This is a genomic window from Paenibacillus chartarius (assembly GCF_042432825.1).
GTDB classification, from domain to species: domain Bacteria; phylum Bacillota; class Bacilli; order Paenibacillales; family NBRC-103111; genus Gordoniibacillus; species Gordoniibacillus chartarius.
Window position 1 is genome coordinate 87,859 of record NZ_JBHLWN010000021.1, and the last position, 15,782, is coordinate 103,640.

At 58.1% G+C, this 15,782-nt stretch carries 15 protein-coding genes; 8 read left to right on the top strand and 7 right to left on the bottom strand.

Annotation, left to right across the window (positions count from 1 at the left end; genetic code table 11):
* Window positions 1–33: 33 nt before the first annotated feature.
* Complete coding sequence (gene coxB, locus ACFFK0_RS04255) at window positions 34–1,065, bottom strand: cytochrome c oxidase subunit II (RefSeq protein WP_377468656.1); 1,032 nt, start codon at window positions 1,063–1,065, stop codon at window positions 34–36.
* 313 nt (window positions 1,066–1,378) lie between these two features.
* On the opposite strand from coxB, the gene ACFFK0_RS04260 reads away from it, so the two are divergent.
* The 6 genes from ACFFK0_RS04260 to ACFFK0_RS04285 all read left to right on the top strand — a co-directional run bounded on the left by ACFFK0_RS04260 (window position 1,379) and on the right by ACFFK0_RS04285 (window position 8,293).
* On the top strand, window positions 1,379–2,068 hold the full coding sequence (locus ACFFK0_RS04260) for a YhcN/YlaJ family sporulation lipoprotein (protein WP_377468702.1): 690 nt from the start codon (window positions 1,379–1,381) through the stop codon (window positions 2,066–2,068).
* A 135-nt stretch (window positions 2,069–2,203) separates the two neighbouring features.
* Window positions 2,204–3,547 carry a DEAD/DEAH box helicase gene (locus ACFFK0_RS04265; RefSeq protein WP_377468657.1) on the top strand — a complete coding sequence of 448 codons (1,344 nt, stop codon included), beginning with the start codon at window positions 2,204–2,206 and terminating at the stop codon, window positions 3,545–3,547.
* Window positions 3,548–3,883: 336 nt separating this feature from the next.
* A complete protein-coding gene (locus ACFFK0_RS04270; protein ID WP_377468659.1) occupies window positions 3,884–4,474 on the top strand; it encodes a guanylate kinase in 591 nt (196 codons plus the stop codon).
* A gap of 117 nt (window positions 4,475–4,591) precedes the next feature.
* Window positions 4,592–5,758 (top strand): conserved virulence factor C family protein, encoded by a 1,167-nt coding sequence (locus ACFFK0_RS04275; RefSeq protein ID WP_377468660.1) that lies wholly within the window; start codon window positions 4,592–4,594, stop codon window positions 5,756–5,758.
* A 27-nt stretch (window positions 5,759–5,785) separates the two neighbouring features.
* A complete protein-coding gene (locus ACFFK0_RS04280) occupies window positions 5,786–6,904 on the top strand; it encodes an aminopeptidase (protein ID WP_377468661.1) in 1,119 nt (372 codons plus the stop codon).
* 21 nt (window positions 6,905–6,925) lie between these two features.
* Window positions 6,926–8,293, top strand: coding sequence for an SEC-C metal-binding domain-containing protein (locus ACFFK0_RS04285; RefSeq protein WP_377468662.1), 1,368 nt, complete (start codon window positions 6,926–6,928; stop codon window positions 8,291–8,293).
* Between the two features lie 100 nt (window positions 8,294–8,393).
* Here ACFFK0_RS04285 and ACFFK0_RS04290 read toward each other — a convergent pair whose 3' ends face one another.
* The 3 genes from ACFFK0_RS04290 to ACFFK0_RS04300 form a co-directional block, all read right to left on the bottom strand.
* Entirely contained in the window at window positions 8,394–9,650 is a 1,257-nt protein-coding gene (locus ACFFK0_RS04290) for a M48 family metallopeptidase (protein WP_377468663.1), read from the bottom strand.
* Between the two features lie 21 nt (window positions 9,651–9,671).
* On the bottom strand, window positions 9,672–10,622 hold the full coding sequence (locus ACFFK0_RS04295) for an MBL fold metallo-hydrolase (RefSeq protein WP_377468664.1): 951 nt from the start codon (window positions 10,620–10,622) through the stop codon (window positions 9,672–9,674).
* A 95-nt stretch (window positions 10,623–10,717) separates the two neighbouring features.
* Window positions 10,718–11,644, bottom strand: a complete 927-nt coding sequence (locus tag ACFFK0_RS04300) for an LLM class flavin-dependent oxidoreductase (protein ID WP_377468665.1) — start codon at window positions 11,642–11,644, stop codon at window positions 10,718–10,720.
* Window positions 11,645–11,855: 211 nt separating this feature from the next.
* Between ACFFK0_RS04300 and ACFFK0_RS04305 the strand changes: the two genes are divergently transcribed.
* Together ACFFK0_RS04305 and ACFFK0_RS04310 are read left to right on the top strand one after the other, a co-directional pair.
* Window positions 11,856–12,329: a hypothetical protein gene (locus ACFFK0_RS04305; protein WP_377468666.1), complete on the top strand. Its 474-nt coding sequence runs from the start codon at window positions 11,856–11,858 to the stop codon at window positions 12,327–12,329.
* On the top strand, window positions 12,326–12,865 hold the full coding sequence (locus ACFFK0_RS04310; protein ID WP_377468667.1) for a hypothetical protein: 540 nt from the start codon (window positions 12,326–12,328) through the stop codon (window positions 12,863–12,865). Before ACFFK0_RS04305 ends, ACFFK0_RS04310 begins: the two co-directional genes overlap by 4 nt.
* Here ACFFK0_RS04310 and hisC read toward each other — a convergent pair.
* The 3 genes from hisC to ACFFK0_RS04325 form a co-directional block, all read right to left on the bottom strand.
* Window positions 12,803–13,930, bottom strand: coding sequence for a histidinol-phosphate transaminase (gene hisC / locus ACFFK0_RS04315; RefSeq protein ID WP_377468668.1), 1,128 nt, complete (start codon window positions 13,928–13,930; stop codon window positions 12,803–12,805). The two genes, ACFFK0_RS04310 and hisC, sit on opposite strands and share 63 nt — an antisense overlap.
* A 604-nt stretch (window positions 13,931–14,534) precedes the next feature.
* Complete coding sequence (locus tag ACFFK0_RS04320) at window positions 14,535–15,125, bottom strand: Uma2 family endonuclease (RefSeq protein WP_377468669.1); 591 nt, start codon at window positions 15,123–15,125, stop codon at window positions 14,535–14,537.
* Window positions 15,126–15,215: 90 nt separating this feature from the next.
* The gene (locus ACFFK0_RS04325) at window positions 15,216–15,686 is read right to left on the bottom strand and encodes a low molecular weight protein-tyrosine-phosphatase (RefSeq protein ID WP_377468670.1); all 471 of its coding nucleotides are present in this window, start codon (window positions 15,684–15,686) and stop codon (window positions 15,216–15,218) included.
* Between the last annotated feature and the right edge of the window lie 96 nt (window positions 15,687–15,782).

The following is a 15,782-nucleotide window of genomic DNA, read 5'->3' on the forward strand; positions in this document are numbered from 1 at the left end:
GTTGCCTCCTTATCCGCCGTGACGGATTTTGTACTATTTCAAGCTATGCAAGTATTTAGCAATCGAGTCGATTTGGGCATCGGTAAGCTTGCCGCCGAAGTTTTGTCCGAACGCCGGCATCTTATTGCCCGGCTTCTGGTCCTGCGGATTGGTAATCCATTTATGCAGGTTCTCTTCCTTCTCCGGTCCTTGATTGTCCAATATTCCCGCAATGTAAGGACGGGAAGCGAAGCCATTCAGGTTCGGTCCGAGACCCAAGCCTTGAGCGCTGACCTGGTGACAAGACATGCAGTTTTCCTTATAGAGCGTCTCGCCCTCTTTGTTCGCTGCAGCTACCGTTACCGGCGCTTTCATCTTGTCGACCCACTTTTGGAATTCGGTTTCTTCATAAGATTGAACAGTGAAGTTCATCAAAGCGTGAGAGGCTCCGCAAAGCTCGGCGCAGCGGCCTTGGAACAGACCGATCTCATCCGCCTTCAAGTAAAGTACGTTCACCGGTCCCGTGTTCGTGTCGACTTTACCGCCGAGCGAAGGAACCCAGAACGAGTGCTTCACATCGGTGGACGAAAGCTCGAGCGCAATGACCTTATCTTTCGGAACGACCATGTTCTGGGCGGTCACGATCCCGTAGTCCGGATAGTCAAACTGCCACCAGAACTGATGGGCCGTAACTTTGACGTGAATGGCATCCTTGTTCGCACGTTGGTCAGCGGAATGCTGGAACGTGTAGTAAACTGTCGGAACTGCAAGAATCAACAAGAAAATAATCGGAATCGCCGTCCAGATAATCTCCAGAACGTGACTTCCTTCGACTTGCTTCGGCACCATGTTCTCCTGGCCCTTGCGCTGGCGGTACCGAACGATTACCCACAGGTAAATCGCGAATACGACAGCGACGACGATGACCATGATAGACAATGATAGCTTCATCAAGAACAACTGCTCTCTAGCGACAGGGCCTTGCGGCTGCAAAGCCGACAGTCTGTCACTGCCGCAGCCGGCGAGCAGGAACGCCATCACCGCAAACAGGGGGATCAGACGCAACAACTTTTTCACACGACTCATTTCAGTATCAACCCCATTTAGCAAACAGTTTGTATTCCAACAAAAGCCCGAACTGCCTACAATCAGTGAAAAAACGCATAGCCTATTCACACTCTAATAAATATAAATTCGCTACTGTTTTTTGTCAATGAATCTGGAACAGTTCACAAATTGTTCTCAAAGTTGTCAAATCGCTGTTGTTGCGCGGTTTTTCTCCCCTTCAAGTTTTCCATTATCCGGTTCGATTATGCATGAAACCCACACCGAAAAGCGCATAAATCCGTTCGAAAATCAAATCCTATCCATAGGTGATCGGAAGGGAGAGCATAGGGTGATGAGGATAAAAACTTGGGCATGGCTCATGCCGGCCGTACTGGCTGCCGGGCTTGTCGGATGCTCGCGGCAGGGCAACTATACCGACGACTCGGCAATCAACAACTATTCGGCGCACCGCGGCGCTCAGACAAGCGACACGACTCGAGCTTATCAGACACAGCAGCTGTACGGTAATGTGATCCATGATAACGCGCATTTGTATTATAACCAATATTTAACCGATCAAATCGCCGGGATGTACGGAATCAGCACCGCCATCGTCATGACGACGGATAAATACGCGTACGTCGCCGTCATGCTCGATAACAGCGGCATCGGCACGCATGGCGGAGACAGCCGCCTGGAGGTGAACAACGCCGGTACCGTGCGGGGCTTGTACAATGTGTACTCCACGCAAAACGACGGCGCGAGCTCGAACAACGTCGCAAACGGCGTGAACAGCTACTATACCGTATCCAATCATAACGACCTGTCCCACGGCATTAAGCAGAAAATCGCCCAAAAGATCCGTTATCTGCAGCCGTCGATTCTGGACGTGTACATTTCGGCAAACCGGGACTTCATCAATTCAATGAACAACCTGGCTCAGGAAAGCTGGAAGGGCAAGCCTCTCGATCCGTATGTGGGCGACTTTAACCGCATCGTTACGAATGTATTCGGCACCGGGCAGTGGACGATGAACGAATAAGATGAAGCAGCGCATCGACGGCGGGCGCCATGCAGGCGTCCGTTTTCACTGTGCGGCTCGATTCCGGCAGCATTTTCCTTTACAATGGAAGTCTGATACATAATGAGTACGGCATGAAGGGATGCGATGTATATAATGAAGAACACAACGAAAACGGGGTTTGCGGCGCTCGGCATACGCGAGGAGCTGATCAACCTGCTGCGCAAGCAAGGCATCAACGAGCCGATGCCGATTCAATCCGAGGCGATTCCGAAGCTGCTCAGCGGGCGGGACGTCATTGCTCAGGCGCAAACCGGCTCCGGGAAAACGCTGGCGTACGTGCTCCCGATGCTGGAGACGCTGCAGCCGGGCAAAATGCATGTGCAGGGGCTTGTGCTCTCGCCTTCCCGCGAGCTGGCCGCACAAATAACGGAAGAGCTCGAGCGATTGGCTCCGGCCGTCGGCGCAACGGTCATGTCCGTGTACGGCGGCAAAGACGTCGACCGTCAGCTCGGCAAGCTGAAGGACGGCGTGCAGCTGATCGTGGCGACTCCCGGCCGGCTGCTCGATCATTTGAAGCGCGGCTCCGTGCTGCTGAACAAGGTGAGCATGGTCGTCATCGATGAAGCGGATCAAATGCTGCAGTTCGGCTTTCTTGAGGAAGTCGAGGAGGTGCTGCGGCAGACGAATTCCCGGCGCCAGACGCTGCTCTTCTCGGCGACGCTGCCGCAGCCGGTGCGCCATCTCGCCCGCGAATATATGAAGTCGCCGGAGGAGCTGCTGCTGCAGTCCCGTTCGGCCCCGGCCAAGGAGATCAAGCAGGAACTGGTCAAGGTTGCCGACGATGAGGCCAAGGTGAATAAGCTGGTCGATCTGATTGGCGAGCACAATCCGTATTTGGCGCTCGTATTCTGCCATACGAAGCAGCGCGTTATCGAGCTGACCGATGCGCTGAAGGAACGCGGCGTCGACGTCGACGAGCTGCACGGCGACTTGTCGCAGGCGAAGCGCGAGCAGGCGATGCGCCGGTTCCGCGAAGCGAAGGTGCAGGTGCTGGTGGCGACGGACCTGGCGGCGCGGGGGCTGGACGTGGAAGGCGTAACGCACGTCTACAATTATGATATACCGCACGATGCGGCGACGTACGTTCACCGGATCGGGCGGACCGGCCGGGCGGGCGAGACGGGGCTGGCGACGACGTTCGCCACGCCGCGCGATCAGCGCTATGTGGAGCTGATCGGAAGCGCGCTGCGCGGCGGCGCATGGCGCAGCGGCGCCGGCGCGGGAGGCGCCCGTGCGCGCGGCGCGGCGGGCGCAGGCAGGCCGCGTGCCGCAGGCCGCGGCCGGGCAGCCCCGGGCGGCGCCCGCTCGGCGGCGCCGGGAGGCCGTGCGCCCCGGTCCGCAGGACGGGGCGCGGCAGGGCCCCGCAGCGGCGGGGCCCAGGGCGGCGGAGCCCGCGGCGGCGGCCGCGGGGGGCGCGGCAGCGGGCGCGGACGGTAACGTCCGCCCTCTCCATTCGTTCAAACAGATGCACTATATAATAGAAGCAAAAAATTCGGACAATTCGCGGAAGAGGGTCCGAATTTTTTGCTGTCGGACAAGGACCGCTTCCGTCCGGCTTGGAAGCAGGAACATTTTAGCATAATCACCCGCATATTCGGGCATCCTCTTAGCCGGGTTGACCAAAATCGTCACGATCTTCACTGATATCGACACGATTCGCCGTAGAGCAAACGTTTTAACTTGTGGTAAAATAAAACAATCCACCGTTGTCGCGATAAGGTAACCGCATTCATGCGGAAGCGTCCCCCAATTCCACTTACAGGAGGTAGGCTTATGTACGAACTGAAAGAGAAAGAAATGATATTCGTATTCACAGGACCGAATGGAGCCGGTCGCCGTACGGTTGCGGAGATGTCCGGTTCGACGCTCGGGATCAAGCAGGTCATTTCGTATACAACCCGCCCGCCTCGTGCGAACGAAGTGGATGGCCAGGACTATCATTTTCTGAATCCGGCGCAGTTTTTCCAGGCCCAGCAGAGCGGGGAGTTTCTCGAGATTACGGAGATCGACGGCAACCTGTACGGCATTAAGCACAGCGACATCGAGAAGAAGTTTCAGCAGCAGAAGGGCTCCTTATATTTGATTCTGAACAGTCATGGCGCGCAGCACCTGAAGGATGCGTACGGAGAACATGTCGTTCGGATTTTTATTTATGCGGATCGCAACCTCGTGGCCAAGCGTCTGCACGACAGCGGTTTCAGCGAAGAGGAAATCGCCCGTCAGCTGTCCCACTATGATGAGGAGATGGCGTACCGCAGCAAGTGCGAGCATGCCTTCGAAAATATCGATCTGGCGCATACGGTGTTCGATTTGACCAAAGCGCTCGACAGCTACTTGCAGCGCAACCTGCTGGAGCTTGATTGAGCACCGCCAACATGTAAAATGCTGACCTTACAGCAGCTGCGGCTCTTCCGGGAGCCGGGGCTGCTTTTGTGTTCATTTCGGACCACAGGGTCCTGCCCGTAAAGGAGTCAACCAATCATGAAACTCATATCGATCGAACCGACCCCGAGCCCGAACTCGATGAAGCTCAATCTCGACGAGTCGCTTCCGCCTCACGAGCGCCGCACGTATACGGCCGAACAGGCGTCTTCCGCTCCCGAGTACGCCCAGCGCCTGCTGGCGATTCCGGGAGTGCGGAGCCTGTATCATGCGGCGGATTTTATCGCGCTGGACCGGACGCCGAAAGGCGATTGGCAGGCGATTCTCAGCGCGGCTCGCGCAGTGCTGGGCGAAGCGCCCGGTGCGGCGCCCGCCTCTCCGGAAGCGGCCTCCCCCGGCAATGCGGCCGGCGAAACGGACGGAGCGTTCGGCGAAGTGACGGTGCTGCTGCAAACGTTCCGCGGCATTCCGCTGCAGGTGCGCGCGCAGGCCGGAGGTCAAGAAGCCCGCGTCTCCATGCCGGAGCGCTTCACGAATGCGGCGATCGAAGCCGGCAAAGCGGCGCCCAATCTGATCAAGGAGCGTCAGCTCCAGGAGCTCGGCGTCCGCTACGGCGACCTGCAGGACGTGCTCGCCGAGATCGTCCAGGAGCAGGACGCCTCGTACTCCGATGAACGGCTGCAGCAGCTCGTCGCCGCTTCGTACGCAGCCGCGGCCGATAGCAGCGCCGCTTCGCCGGGCGTAACGCCTCCGCCGCAATCGGATACCGGGCTCGCCGAGCAGCTCCGCTCGCCGGACTGGAAGGAACGCTACGCCGCGATGCAGCGCATTCAGCCGTCGCTGGAGACGCTCCCGCTGCTGGCCGGGCTGCTGGATGACGAGAATGCCTCGGTGCGACGTCTAGCCGTCGTTTATATCGGCGACATTCGCGAGCCGGAGGCGCTGCCGCACCTGTTCCGCGCTCTGCGCGACCGCACGCCGTCCGTGCGCCGGACGGCCGGCGACACGCTGTCCGATATCGGCGATCCGGCGGCCATCCCGGCGATGATCGACGCGCTGCGCGATGACAATAAGCTGGTGCGCTGGCGCGCCGCCCGCTTCCTGTATGAGGTCGGCGATGCGACCGCGATCCCGGCGCTGCGCGAAGCGGCGAACGATACCGAGTTTGAGATTCGGATGCAGGCGAATTTGGCGCTCGAGCGCATCGAAGGCGGCCGCGCCGCCGAAGGCTCGGTTTGGCAGCAAATGACCCGGCGCAACGACTAATATTGACCTAAGAGAGGATGTTCGCTTATGCACGACTCCCGTCTAACGAAGCTCGCCGAGCTGATCGCTTCTTATTCTATCGACGTTCAGCCCGGGGACAATGTCTGGATCGATAACAGCGTCTCCGACCCGTCGCTGGCGATCGAGCTGATGCGCGCCATTTCCGCCCGCGGCGGCAAGCCTTATGTAAAGAACGTCAACCAGCGCATCCTGCGGCAGTTCCTTATCACGGCAACGGAAGACCAAATTCGCACGCTGGCCGACAACGACCTCGCCTTTATGAAGCAGATGCAGGGTTACGTTTCGCTGGCCGGCAGCGACAACATTTCCGAGCTGTCCGACGTACCGGCCGACCGGATGCAGCTGTACCGCAAGCTGCACACGAAGCCGGTGCACTTCGACCAGCGCTTGGAGCATACGAAATGGACGCTGCTTCGCTACCCGAACGCCTCGATGGCCCAGCTCGCGAACATGAGCACCGAAGGGTTCGAGCAGTTTTATTTTGACGTGTGCACGATGGATTATGCCCGTATGAACCGCGCCATGGACCCGCTCAAAGCGCTCATGGACCGCACCGACATGGTGCGCATTACCGGCCCGGGTACGGACTTGTCGTTCTCGATCCGCGGCATCGGCTCCGTCAAGTGCGCCGGCGACCGCAACTTGCCGGACGGCGAAGTATTCACCGCCCCGGTACGCGATTCGGTGAACGGCTTCATCACCTACAACACCCCTTCTCCGTACGGCGGCTACGTCTACGACAACGTTCGGCTGGAATTTGCCGACGGCCGGATTACGAACGCGACGGCGGCGGCGAATGTCGACGGCTTGAACCAAATTTTCGATACGGATGAAGGCGCCCGTTATGTCGGAGAGTTTGCGATTGGCGTCAATCCATATATAATGAATCCACTGAAGGATATCCTGTTCGATGAGAAAATCGCAGGCTCGTTCCATTTTACGCCCGGCAGCTGCATTCCATCCACACCGAACGGCAACTCCTCCTCCGTACATTGGGATTTGGTCAATATTCAGCGTCCCGAGTACGGCGGCGGCGAAATTTGGTTTGACGGCGTTCTGATCCGCAAAGACGGCTTGTTCGTCGTGCCGGAGCTGGAGCAGCTGAACCCGGAGCATTTGAAATAAGGTACAGGAGAATTAGCAACCATGATCAAACTAGGACGAAACGACCCATGCCATTGCGGAAGCGGGCAAAAGTATAAGAAATGCTGTCTGGAGAAGGACGAGCGGGGCCATGTGACCCGCATCGTTCCTTCGCCGGAGCCCGGTACGCCGTCAGCGGCGGGCGGCGGAATTCAAGGCGGCGTTGATCCGAACGACCCGGACACTTGGGGAGCGGATACCATATTGGGCATGATCGATACGCTGCCTTGGGCGAACGATCAGTACCCCGATCTCGCGCGCCTCATGGTAGACAAGATGACGAACCGCTACGATTGGGGCATAATCGCCCAGGCGGTCACCTTGCTGCATGGCTATACGTCAAAGCGGAATCCGACATTCCGGAATCCCGGCGTGCTGCCTGCGGCTGCCGAATATTGCCTGGCCTCCTACGCGCACGGTCTCTCGACGACACAGGCCGAGGTGGCCCGGATCTATGAAGTTTCCGCTGCCACGATTGCCAAGAAGGCGCAGGATATGCTCGATTTTATCCAAAAGCATATGGAGCCGCTGGATGGGTCCACTTACGTTGAGGAACTGCATAGAGAGCAGGGGATTACGGAGTCTGCGCTGGAAACCATTGTCGGCACCCTGGCGCCGGAAGCTTACGACTTCAACGTCGCCGGAGCCAGAAACCCGCAGCGCGAGCCGGCTATGCGCCTGATTGAGCAGGCGAGGACGGAGACCACGCCGAACCGCCGAATCGAGCTGGCGCGGCAAGCGATCGAGCTGTATCCGGATGCTTATAATTTGCTCGCTGAGCATGCGCAAGCCCCCGAACAGATTCTCGAACAGTTCCGCCGCGGCCTCGTTGCGGGCGAACGGGATTTGGGAGCGGCGTACATCGAAGAGAATAGAGGGCATTTCTGGGGGTTAATCGAGACCCGACCTTATATGAGGGCTAAAGCCGGGTATGCGGAAGCTTGCTTGTACCTGGGCCGCTATAAGGAAGCGGCGCGTCATTACGAGGACCTGCTGGAGCTGAATCCAAACGATAATCAAGGCGTGAGGGACATGCTTGCCGCCGCCTATTTGGAGCTGAAGCAATATGACAAGGCCGCCGATTTGCTTGAGCGGTTCGGGGAAGATACGGCTTCCGTCCGGTACGACCGCCTTCTGATCGAATACGGCCGATGCGGGGTCAGCGGCAAGCTGCCGGAGCTGCTCCGCGAAGCGAAGCGAAGCAATCCTCATGTGATTCCTTATTTGACCGGGAAGAAACAGGCCCCGAGCAGCTTGCCGGAGTCATATCGTCCGGGCGAAGACAGTGAAGCGCAGGACTACATCGTTACTCGTCTGAATACGTGGAGGAAGCATGCCCCTCTGGTGCAATGGGTTGCAGATCAGGCGTAATACACCGGGGGCCGCCGCCCGCGGGCGGCGCGCAGCAGCCGGGGTCTGCCCTTCGTTGCTGCGTCCCCGCAAGGCTGTCGCTTGTCCAAAGAAACAAGCCTCACTTCTCGAATTGCGAGAAGTATAGGATCCGGTCCTGGATGCTCGGATGCGTACCCCGAAACAGCGTCACAAGCAGCGGCTGCTTAATCGGACTCAAATTGTCGCGGGCAATCTTCTGGAAGGCGCGAATTGCCGCGTCCCCGTCCCCGGTCATTTGCATCGCATAAGCATCCGCCCGCTGCTCCAGGAAGCGCGAGAATACGTTCTGCGCCGGAGTAAGCACGATGCCGACCAAGCTGACGGCAATAAGCAGCACCGGCAGCGCCGCCAGATCCTGCCCCTTCCCTCCCTGCCGAATGCCGACCAGCGGGGCTGCTTTTCGCAGCAGCCACTCGTACAGCCGATATGCGGCCCACAGCGAGAAGAACGTCACGATGATCCCCACGGCGACCTGCCAGTAAATATGCTTCTCTTTGTAGTGTCCCATCTCGTGAGCCATGATCGTCAAGATTTCGTCATCCTTCAGCTTGTTCAGCGTCGTATCCCAGAGCACGATACGCGCGTTGCTGCCGATGCCGTTCACGTAGGCATTCACGGCGTTCGTCCGCTCCGACATGTTGACCTCGAACACCTGATTTGCCGGAATGTCCGCCTTGGCGGCCAGCTCCAAAATTTCCGTCCGCAGCGGCTCCTTCCGCAGCGGCTGGAACGTATGATACAGCGGGTCAAGCACGACAGGCTGTACGAACGTCAGGAACACGCTGATCGGTATTGCCACAATACTGAGCCACAGCCACCACCGCTTCGGACTGCGTCTCATCAGCCAGAGCAAAATCACTACAATAAAGGTCGTCGACACCCACTCAATCGCCAGATCTTTCCCCAAATCGGCAAAGAAGGTAGCCGTTGTCGTGGTCGACAGTCCATAGGCCCGATCAATTTGCAGCATGGCATAGTCAAGCGGCAGAAACAGCGCTCCGGTTACAGCGAGGAACACCAGCACGAACCCGCCTATGCGCAGCAGCGAAAATCGGGTCAGCCGCTCCAGACGCGTCCTGAGGCCGACGCCGAATCCGAGCAGCAGCAGGAGGACGACGACTTGTAGCGGCGTCATGATGAAGTACGCCAACGAATGAATGCGCGACAACGACTCGCCCTTGCGGATTTGCTCCGGCGCCAGAAAGGTGCTCGGATCCGCTGCGGTGCCGGCGTATTGAGGCGACGGCTCGTATAAGTTCCCGAACGTAAAATACAGCCCTATCACGACGCCGTACAGCAGCATCCCGATCACCAGCCGCGCCGTCCACCGTTTCATCCCTCACCACATCCTTTTCCTTTATTCTTCGAAGTTACCCGGGATCCACGTTTCGCCGAGCTCCAGCAAGCGCAGCGCCTCTGCAGGCAAGCCGCGCCGCGTCCATTCCGCCTGCAGCCGCCGCACCGCTTCCTCCGGCGTATCGTCGGCAAGCATGAACGCTCCATAGTGCATCGGCACGAAGGTCTCCGCGCCCAGCTCCTCAAACGCCTGCACAGCCTCCTCCGGCGTCATATGCGACACCTGCATGAACCATTCCGGCTCGTAAGCACCGATAGGCAGCAGTGCCGTTCCGATGCGGAACCGTTCCCCGATGTCCCGAAATCCGCGAAAATACCCGCTGTCGCCGGCATAATAGATCGAACGTCCGCGGCCGTTCTCCGCTCCTTCGCCTTCCCTCCCAATGACCCAGCCTCCCCAATGGGACGTGTTCATATCCCACGGCGAACGCCGGGTCCAGTGCTGGGCCGGAACGAAGCTGAACGCCACGCCGCCGGCTTTCGTTTTCCCCCACCAAGGCAGCTCTGCCACTGTGTCGATTCCTCTTTGGCGAACGGCCAGTCCGAGCCCGTCCGGAACGAATACGGCAGGCTTGCCGGGCAGCCGAAGCAGCGAGTCGTAGTGCAAATGATCGTAATGCGAATGCGAGATCAGCACAATATCGACCGGCGGCAGCTCGCCCAGCTTCAGACCCGGCTCCGTCAGACGCCGCGCCATGCCCATCCGGGACGCCCAGACCGGATCGGTAACGATGTTCAGCCCGGCGTATTGAATCAAAAATGTAGAATGGCCGATCCACGTGACCGAGCATTCCGTACGGTTGCTTCGCAGCCACTCCTGCCGCTTCGCCGCATGCTGCGGCACATTCCACCGGACGGCCTTCTTCGGCCGGTTTCGCATCCATTTCATGACGTCGAGAAAGGATTTGTCGTTGACGACTCCATCCAAATTGCCGTAGCGCTTGCTCCCCATGTTGAATCTCTCCCAGAAACTGTATACGAATTGCAATTGACAGCTCCATCATACCGCGCGTACAACGGTTACGCAAAAATGTGAACGACTGCGCTTTACCCCGGCAATCCGAAGGCTTCCGCCAGCAGAACGCACGTGCGAAGCCGGTCCTTGTAGGCGGTTGCGGCAGGAACGACGACAACTTCGTCGATCCCCCACCTGCTGCCGAGTGCGAACAGCTCCCGCCTAACGGTTTCAGGTCCGCCGGCGATCATTCTCTCACGCTGCGGCGTGGAAAGCGGCAGCGTGCCGGAGCCGGCCGTCCGCGCCGCTGCTTCGTCGGTTTCGTCACAGATAACGAACACCGCAGTACAGCACTGGGGAACGGCACCGAGCGCCGATGGAAGAAACTCGCGCCGGTAAGCGTGGACCGTCTGAGCTCCATCCTCGCTGCTTAGAAACTGCGCATAGCCGAATGCCGCTCCCATTCGGGCGGCCAGCCGCGCGCTGATCCCGCTGGAGCCGAGCACCCAGAGCTGGGGCGCCGATTCGACGAGCGGCATCGCCCGAACCCCTTCATGCCGGTGGCCGGCAGGCACGGTATCGTGGAGAAACTGCACCAGCTCGGCGACCTGCTGCGGGTATCGCTCCGGCTCATCCGCACGGCCGTCCCGCAGCGCCTCCGCCGTCCGTGCGGAACCGCCCGGAGCTCGGCCCACACCGAGATCGATCCGGCCCGGATACAACGCCTCCAGTACGCGGAACTGCTCCGCGACCTTTAACGCACTATAATGCGAAAGCAGCACACCGGCGCTCCCGACCCGCAGCCGCCCCGACGTCCGCGCCGCAGCTGCGGCAATCAGCACCTCCGGCGCCGAACCGACCAGCTCCATCGAATTGTGATGCTCGGATACCCAAAACCTTGTATACCCGAGCCGATCCGCAGCCATCGCCAGCTCTACCGTCTGCGCCAGCGCCGTACGATGCGAAGCGCCGGCCGCAGCCGGCGAATGATCCAGAATGCTCAGCTTCAGCGGCCGCATTCTTACCAGCCTCCCCCTTCAAACCAAGCGGTCTACCTCGTCCGAAGTATATTCGCTGGCCCACATTTCCATACTATGCAAAAACAAAGTCCTTAACTTCCCGCAGAAAAATACATCGCATCACTTTCTAGCAACAGGAACCCGCTTTCGCCGTCTTACAAGCGTGAAAAAAAGCTCGGGCACGGGCCCGAGCGTTCCGACGGAGGTTACGATGCTGCTTGCCATCGGCTTCGCCGCCACCTTTATGATTTGTGCGGCCTACATCATATTCCCCCGGCGCCTCCACCCGCTGGAGCAGCTCTTCGGTTTATTTTTGTCCCTGTTTATATATGCCTTCCATTTTTTTGTCTCCGGCGTCAATCAACGCAATTTCTCAGTGAATGCTGCGGGAGATACGTTCCTCACTTTTTTGCTTATCCGCTTCATCTTGACGCCGGTTCTCGCTTTATGGCTCATGGAGCTATTGGAATTCGCACGCCGTTTTTGGAGCAAGGCGGGTCTCATGCTCGGTTTCGCCGCGGTATCCACGTTCGAGACCTTTATCATGCTTCGCATCGGCATCCTGACCTATGAGGACTGGAGACCGCTTGGCATTTTTCGCTTCTGGCTGATCTTCAGCGTACTGATTTACGTGTCCTTACGACTCTATCGGAGCACGCTGCGAAAGGAGCTCGGACTGTCATGAACGTGTTCGCTTGGATCGGCTGGTTTGACTTTCCGCAAAGCTTCGATACGAACGAGTGGACGATTCTCCTCTTAACGGCCGGGGGCTGGACTGCCGTGCTGCGGTGGGGGCGGCATTTTCCGAGAAGTCTGCTTATGCTCCTGCTAAGTGCCGGTCTCATGTCCGCCATGACCCTCGACCTCATGCTGGCAGGTCCCCCGCTCGACATGTACGACATGAATGACACCAACAAGGTCGAATGGTTTGATCTGCTGCTCTATTTGGCTTATCCGCCGTTCGGGTTCTTGTTTCTTTACCTGTACACTCGGCTGCAGCTCAGCGGCTTCTTCACGCTGATGTATATCTTGGTTTGGTCCACCGGCGGCGTTCTCGTGGAATGGATTACGTACGAAGCCGGCGTGTTCCATTACAAAACGTGGGACATGTGGCATTCTCTTACCGTCTATTTAATCGTCCAGGCTGCCTACCTGTACCTATTCCGCTACTCGAGGCGCTGGTACCTCCGCTCTTCTTCCCAACTCCGCCAGCGCTTCTAGCAGCCGATCGTTCTCCTCCGGTGTACCGATTGTGATTCGGACGTACTCCGGGAGGCCCCAGACCGCTGCGGAACGAACGATCACTCCTCTTTGCAGCAGCCCCTCGTAAATGCGGCCGGCCTCCGCTCCCAAGCGTACCAGAATAAAATTGCTTTGACTCGGCCTGACGACCGTGAAGCCGCGCGCAGTAAGCTCCTCGGTCAAATAACGGCGTCCGTCGGCATTAAGCTCGCGCGAACGGCTTACATGGTCCGTATCCGCCAATGCCGCAGCGGCGGCTGTCTGGGCGAGCGCATTCACATTAAACGGCTCCTTCACTTTGAGCAAGGCCTCGATCACCTCAGGCCGGGAAACCGCATAACCGACCCGGATGCCGGCCAAACCGTATATTTTGGAAAATGTCTGCAGGACGAGCAGCGTCCGGCCCTGCCTTAGCAGATCGAGGCCGTCGGTGTAATCGTCCGCATCGGCGTAATGGCCGTAGGCGGCGTCGACAATCAGGAGGACGCTCGGCGGCAGCTCTTCAAGCAGCTTCTCGAGCTCGCCGCGCGGCAGATACGTTCCTGTGGGATTGTGCGGCGTGCACACGTAAACCAGCTTCGTCCGGGGAGTCACGGCTCCCAGAATCGCGGCAATATCGTATGTAAAATCAGCACGAAGCGGTACCGGTACGACCCTCGCCCCCATCAGCACGCCGGTAAACTCGTATTCCGTAAAGCTCGGACTCGGGACGATCATTTCATCCCCGGTCTCCAAATACGCCTCGGCGACGAGCTTGATCAGCTCGTCGGCTCCGTTCCCGGCGATGATATGTTCCGGCGTTACGCCGAGCGTGTCGGCCAAAGCGGAGCGCAGCTCGCTGAAGCCCGCATCGGGGTAACGGTGCAGCTCCGCGGCGCTGCGCAGCAGCGCTTCCATAGCGAGGGGCGAAGGACCGAGCGGATTCTCGTTGGAGGCGAGCTTCACAACCCGGTCGAGCCCGTGCTCGCGCTGCACTTCCCAAATCGGCTTGCCGGGGGAATAAGGCTTGAGCTGAAGGACTGCTTGTCGTGTACGGATGGACATAGAGACACATCTCCTTTGGAATAAGAATGGACATGTTGCTTTATCATAGTAGTATGTTATCCTGTTAATACGTTAACACATTACTATGTTAAAGTAAATGGGCAGCTTTATCTCTTTTTATTACCGTCGGTATAAAGGGGGGAAATGCCTATGACATCCTTACAAGCTCCGGGAGCCATATCGATCCAACCAGAGGAAAACGGTTTTCGCCGTCTTCGGACGCGCTTGTTTCCCGGTGAATTAGAAGCCGATTTACTGAGCTGTGCAAAATAATTTCCGCCGTGTAATATAAACGAGGCCTCCCGTTTAAGGGATAGGCCTCGTCTTTTACTACGGGAGCTTGGGCGTGGCTGATACGGTTCGATAACGGATTTTGAGGGCTCTATTTTACCGCTAACGCACTTGTCATTGAAAATAGAGGAATTTGGAGGCGCTATCGAATGTCAATTGATGAAATCGGGCTTGATTTTCCCCGGTTTCTGGAAAATAGCGCCCTGAAAATCCGCTAAACTTGTAATACATCCCATATCGTTCCAAATAATGGTTTGGGAGACCGTTATAGTTCACAAATTTCCCCAAATGACGGGTCGCTTGACGGATTTGCCTAGCGCCCCGGCTTAACGACATTCGCAAACAGCTCGTTCATCGTAAATGTCGCGCAAGGCAGCTTATCCGACCGCAGGGGCGCGTCCCCTTCATATACCTCGATAAGCTCGTAAACGCTGCCCCTTAACATATATTGCTCCAGCGATTCCCCGTCCGGATCGACGATCCAATACTCTTCGACACCGTATTTGGCATAGGTGGCCGCTTTGCTTAACCGGTCGCGCCGCTTCGAGCCGGGGGACAATATTTCCGCAATGACGTCCGGGGGACCTTCAATGCCGCGATTCGTTAAGATATGCTGCCGGCTGCGGTGTACGATCATCACATCCGGCTGCCGCATATCGGTCGGGCTCAAGATCAAATCCAGCGGCGCGTGAAAAATCATATATTCCGAGCGGCACGATGAATTCAGCAAATACTCCAGCTCTGCGCTGACCGACTGGTGCGGCAGGGCAGGGCCCGGAGACATGAGCTCCAGAATTCCGTCTACAATCTCATAACGGTTTCCATCCTCCGGCATAGCAGCATAGGCCTCGTACGTGAACGGGTGCTCGCGCACAAGCTTTTTCTTATTGTCCGCTTCCGACATCCGCATCCCTCATCCCGCTTTTGCCTTCATTATATCACAACCGACGATACTGAAACGCAGGAGGAGCCGACAAGGTCACCCGATACCGCTCTACAGCCCTTCCTTCTCCCGAATATACGCCAGCAGCCGCTCGCAGCCTTCGTTCACCATGTCGTACACTTCTTCGAAATTGCCCGTATAGTAAGGGTCCGGCACATCGCCGCCGAGATGCTTCGGCACGAAGTCCAGCAGCTTCTTGACTTCCGAGCGATGCTCCTTGGGGGCGAAGCGGCCCAAATTCACTACATTGCTGTCATCCATAGCGATGATATAAGCAAACTCGTGAAAGTCGTCCTCCCGCACCTGGCGCGCCCTGATCCCGCTGTCGTCTACCCCATGCCGCTTCAAAATGCCGCGCGTCCCCTCATGAGGGGGCTTCCCGGTATGCCAATTGCCGGTGCCGGCAGAGTCCACCTTGATCCGCTCCGCCAGCCCGGCCTCCTGTACCTTGCGGCGCATGACCGCTTCCGCCATCGGCGACCGGCAAATATTGCCCAAGCACACGAACAAGATTTGAACCATTTTCTTTGCCTCCTATGCAATTCATGAAGAAAGCCCGGCCCCGCCAATCACATTGGCTCGGCTCCGGGCTTTCTTTGCAGGACGGATGCTGCCCTT

Coding starts and splice junctions, on each gene's coding strand:
- ACFFK0_RS04260 (WP_377468702.1), top strand. CDS start 1,379: ATGAGGATAAAAACTTGGGCATGGCTCATGCCGGCCGTACTGGCTGCC.
- ACFFK0_RS04265 (WP_377468657.1), top strand. CDS start 2,204: ATGAAGAACACAACGAAAACGGGGTTTGCGGCGCTCGGCATACGCGAG.
- hisC (WP_377468668.1), bottom strand. CDS start 13,930: ATGTCCATCCGTACACGACAAGCAGTCCTTCAGCTCAAGCCTTATTCC.
- ACFFK0_RS04325 (WP_377468670.1), bottom strand. CDS start 15,686: ATGGTTCAAATCTTGTTCGTGTGCTTGGGCAATATTTGCCGGTCGCCG.
- ACFFK0_RS04310 (WP_377468667.1), top strand. CDS start 12,326: ATGAACGTGTTCGCTTGGATCGGCTGGTTTGACTTTCCGCAAAGCTTC.
- ACFFK0_RS04280 (WP_377468661.1), top strand. CDS start 5,786: ATGCACGACTCCCGTCTAACGAAGCTCGCCGAGCTGATCGCTTCTTAT.
- ACFFK0_RS04305 (WP_377468666.1), top strand. CDS start 11,856: ATGCTGCTTGCCATCGGCTTCGCCGCCACCTTTATGATTTGTGCGGCC.
- ACFFK0_RS04270 (WP_377468659.1), top strand. CDS start 3,884: ATGTACGAACTGAAAGAGAAAGAAATGATATTCGTATTCACAGGACCG.
- ACFFK0_RS04290 (WP_377468663.1), bottom strand. CDS start 9,650: ATGAAACGGTGGACGGCGCGGCTGGTGATCGGGATGCTGCTGTACGGC.
- coxB (WP_377468656.1), bottom strand. CDS start 1,065: ATGAGTCGTGTGAAAAAGTTGTTGCGTCTGATCCCCCTGTTTGCGGTG.
- ACFFK0_RS04285 (WP_377468662.1), top strand. CDS start 6,926: ATGATCAAACTAGGACGAAACGACCCATGCCATTGCGGAAGCGGGCAA.
- ACFFK0_RS04275 (WP_377468660.1), top strand. CDS start 4,592: ATGAAACTCATATCGATCGAACCGACCCCGAGCCCGAACTCGATGAAG.
- ACFFK0_RS04300 (WP_377468665.1), bottom strand. CDS start 11,644: ATGCGGCCGCTGAAGCTGAGCATTCTGGATCATTCGCCGGCTGCGGCC.
- ACFFK0_RS04320 (WP_377468669.1), bottom strand. CDS start 15,125: ATGTCGGAAGCGGACAATAAGAAAAAGCTTGTGCGCGAGCACCCGTTC.
- ACFFK0_RS04295 (WP_377468664.1), bottom strand. CDS start 10,622: ATGGGGAGCAAGCGCTACGGCAATTTGGATGGAGTCGTCAACGACAAA.